This window comes from Sinorhizobium sp. CB7 (assembly GCF_041357635.1).
Lineage (GTDB): Bacteria > Pseudomonadota > Alphaproteobacteria > Rhizobiales > Rhizobiaceae > Rhizobium.
In genome coordinates this window covers 1-3,248 of sequence record NZ_JAULLL010000050.1, presented here as the reverse complement: position 1 = coordinate 3,248, position 3,248 = coordinate 1, and the positions used below count along the sequence as shown (strand labels likewise).

At 56.2% G+C, this 3,248-nt stretch carries 4 protein-coding genes; 3 read left to right on the top strand and 1 reads right to left on the bottom strand.

Translation table 11 applies throughout. From position 1 onward, the window contains the following. Positions 1-378 precede the first annotated feature (378 nt). Positions 379-828 carry a hypothetical protein gene (locus AAE029_RS36095; protein WP_371077745.1) on the bottom strand — a complete coding sequence of 150 codons (450 nt, stop codon included), beginning with the start codon at positions 826-828 and terminating at the stop codon, positions 379-381. On the opposite strand from AAE029_RS36095, the gene cmoA reads away from it, so the two are divergent. The 3 genes from cmoA to AAE029_RS36080 all read left to right on the top strand — a co-directional run bounded on the left by cmoA (position 806) and on the right by AAE029_RS36080 (position 2,769). Then, positions 806-1,567 (top strand): carboxy-S-adenosyl-L-methionine synthase CmoA, encoded by a 762-nt coding sequence (gene cmoA, locus AAE029_RS36090; protein WP_371077744.1) that lies wholly within the window; start codon positions 806-808, stop codon positions 1,565-1,567. The two genes, AAE029_RS36095 and cmoA, sit on opposite strands and share 23 nt — an antisense overlap. Positions 1,568-1,591: 24 nt before the next feature. Continuing rightward, positions 1,592-2,338, top strand: a complete 747-nt coding sequence (locus AAE029_RS36085; protein WP_371077743.1) for an isoprenylcysteine carboxylmethyltransferase family protein — start codon at positions 1,592-1,594, stop codon at positions 2,336-2,338. 236 nt (positions 2,339-2,574) lie between these two features. After that, positions 2,575-2,769, top strand: a complete 195-nt coding sequence (locus AAE029_RS36080) for a hypothetical protein (protein ID WP_371077742.1) — start codon at positions 2,575-2,577, stop codon at positions 2,767-2,769. Positions 2,770-3,248 lie beyond the last annotated feature (479 nt).

The window sequence follows — 3,248 nt, the reverse complement described above, 5'->3', positions numbered from 1 at the left end:
CGCCGTGGACACGGCGCTGCTGGATTCCTGTGACAGGCACAGGAATGAGGGAAGGCGGGGCGACGGCAGCGCCAAACAACCAACGATGAGATCGTGGATTGGCAGGATTGCCCTGTAGGCCACCCACCTCTCAGGGAATCCCCACCTCATCGATCAGCGCGGACAACCTCCTGAGTGTTTATAATTAGAGCAGTTCGGCGTTTCTTGGAACCGTAGAACCGCTCTTACCCTTTGTTTTTACGCAATCCCTTGCGGAAAACCGCTTCGCACTTTTCCTGGAATTGCTCGTTTCCAGATGTCGTTGCCGCAAAACCGCTTCACACTCTTGCGCGACATGCATGGGCGTCGACCATTATGGCAGCACTACTTGATCCGCTTTCAAGCTCGTAATGCTGCGGCAATCTTGGAAATGGAAACAAGGAGAGTGAGAAGAGGGATGGCGATGAGAATCCACCGATAGAGGACGAGAAGCAGCTCGCATCGCGCGGTCGCCGCAAAAACGCCATTGCCGGGTGCTCTTGAATTCGCCCCGGCCCGCTCCCAATTCTTCGCCCACTGCTTCCCGGCTGAGCCGGCTATAATGTTGCTTTTCTCTAATGCCGGACAAGCCTTTGAATAATAAGCAAATTCTGAAGGAACCCCCACCCGCATGACACAGAATCTTGCAGGTTTTAATAAATCGTCTATGGTGGCCGACACTTTTGGCGCCGCCAGCAGCGATCGCGCCCCACGCCGATCGCATCGTGCTTTGAGAAAAACGCAAGTGCACGAGATCTCGTCAATAAGCCGTGGGAGCAGGTGAAAAATGTCAAAGAAGACCGCCAGCATCGTGCTGCACACCGAGCAAAGGGATGAGTATTTCCGCCAGGAGGACGAGGTATTCGGAGATTTCGCCTTCACGGCGAAGGTCGCCAATGTCTTCGACGACATGGTCAGCCGGTCCGTGCCGTTCTATGAGGAAATGCAGCGCATGGTTTGCGAACTTGCGCTCGATTTCTCCAAGCCCAACACCAATCTCTACGACATCGGCTGCTCGACTGCGACAACGCTTCTGACGCTGGACCCACTGCTGGATCCGAGCATCAAGTTCGTCGGCGTCGACAATGCGCCCGACATGCTGGAAAAGGCGCGGCAGAAGATCAGGAAGACTGGAACGAACCGGCCGATCGACCTGCAGGTCGCCGACCTTCACCAAGGGGTCTACATGGAGAATGCCAGCGTCGTCACGATGCTGCTGACGCTGCAGTTCATCCGCCCGCTCTATCGCGAGCGCGTGATGAAGATGATCCATGCAGGGCTGAACGAGCAGGGCTGCGTGCTCCTGATCGAGAAGCTGACCAGCGAAGACACGATGTTCAATCGCCTGTTCATCCAGCATTACTACGACTTCAAGCGCCGCAACGGCTACTCGGAAATCGAGATCGCCAAGAAGCGCGAGTCGCTGGAGAACGTGCTGATCCCCTACCGGCTCGAAGAAAATGTCCAGCTGCTTAAGGAAACCGGCTTCCGCAGCGTCGAGGTCTTCTTCCGGTGGTATAATTTCTGCGGGATCATTGCCGTCAAGTGACGTGCAGGAAAGACAAAAGACACTATGAAGAAAACAATGATATCGATCGGAGAGTTTTTCTTCCGATATAGAAACCAGGCATTCCCTCTGATTATCCTGGCGCTTTTCGTGGTTGCGGTGCCGCCGTCGGAACTTTTTGCGAGCAAGGCCCTCGAGCAGGCAAAGGACGGCGTTGCGCTGCTGATCGCGCTGTCCGGCCTCGTCCTGCGCGCAACTGTCATCGGCTATGCCTATATCAGGCGCGGCGGCCAGAATAAAAAAGTCTATGCGAAAAACCTCGTGACGGAGGGCATGTTCGGCGTCTGCCGCAATCCCCTCTATGTCGGCAACATGCTGATCTATGCCGGCGTCTTCCTGATGCACGGCCATCCGCTGGTCGTGGTCGCCGGCATCGCGCTTTACGCCTTCATGTATCAGTGCATCGTGCTGGCCGAAGAAGCCTACCTCGAGGAGAAGTTCGGGGACGGCTATCGCGCCTATTGCGCCGACGTGCCGCGCTGGATCCCCCGGTTCAGCAAGTTTTCCGAAGCAACGGAAGGCATGGCGTTCAATTTCACGCGCGTGCTCGTCAAGGATTATTCGACGATCGGCGCGACCTTGATCACGCTCTCGCTGGTCGAGGTCTATGAATATATCGTGTTGCCGAATCCGCTGCAGTATATCGAATATTTCGCGCAGCTTGGCGCTTTCATTGCAGGGATCGGGATCCTTACGGGGATTGTCAGTTACTGCAAGAAACGCGGTATTTTGAGCGAGAAGAAGGCCGCCTGAGAAACGGGTTGGCCGAGATGAGAGCCGTCCGATCGGGCGGCTTTTTTGTATGCCTGGAACCTCGGACCGGCCGCGCTTCGGCATTCCCTCCGGGTCCAAATCGGCTAAAATCGCCGATTTTGCAATCGTTCGACAGCAAACTGTTTTCGGTATAACGTTACAAGATCGGCGAAAATTAAACGGGCATTGCCGACTGAGAGCGCATCTGCTTCCGCCCCCAACTCCGGAGGGGAGCCATGGAGCATTCCAATCCATTTTCAGAGTCGCATCTTGCCAGCATCGAATTGATCGAATGTGACGGCGAGTGGTTTGTCCGCGTCATCAAAGAGGGCGTCGAGAAGACCGAAAGCTTCGACAGCGAGGCCGAGGCCACAGGCTATGCCGAAAGCGAACGTCGTCGTCTCGGTCTTAAGCATATCCAGCGGTTCTGATCGAAGCTTGTCGACCGGCGAAGGTGTGGCCCGCGCGGAATTCCGCGACCGGGCAATCAAAACGCGATGCCCGACAGGCCAAAAAAATGCCCCGCGGTGCCAGGCGGGGCGATGGAAAGGAAGTGTAGAAAGGTGAGCTAGGGCGCGCCGCGGTTTCGTCAAGCCTCTTGCGTCCTGCAGCGGCGGCTAGAGCCGGATGATTTTAGGTTGAGCCGACCTGAAATCTGAATCCGCCTCTCAATCAAATAGTTAGAGCGGGATGTCGCCCGAAAACCGCACACACGGCATCCTGCTCTAGATGTGAACTCTCAGGAGGTTGTCTGTGCTGATCGGTGGGTGGGGATTTCCATGAGGGACGGCCTACAGGGCGATCCCGCCAATACACGATCTCGTTGTTGGTTGTTTGGCGCTGCCGTCGCCCCATCTTCCCTCATTCCTGTGCCTGTCACAGGAATCCAGCAGCGCCGTGTCCACGGCGC

What these genes read in the sequence shown, in the direction of transcription:
- AAE029_RS36080 (WP_371077742.1), top strand. Translation starts at nt 2,575, where the DNA reads ATGGAGCATTCCAATCCATTTTCAGAGTCGCATCTTGCCAGCATCGAA.
- AAE029_RS36095 (WP_371077745.1), bottom strand. Translation starts at nt 828, where the DNA reads ATGCTGGCGGTCTTCTTTGACATTTTTCACCTGCTCCCACGGCTTATT.
- AAE029_RS36085 (WP_371077743.1), top strand. Translation starts at nt 1,592, where the DNA reads ATGAAGAAAACAATGATATCGATCGGAGAGTTTTTCTTCCGATATAGA.
- cmoA (WP_371077744.1), top strand. Translation starts at nt 806, where the DNA reads ATGTCAAAGAAGACCGCCAGCATCGTGCTGCACACCGAGCAAAGGGAT.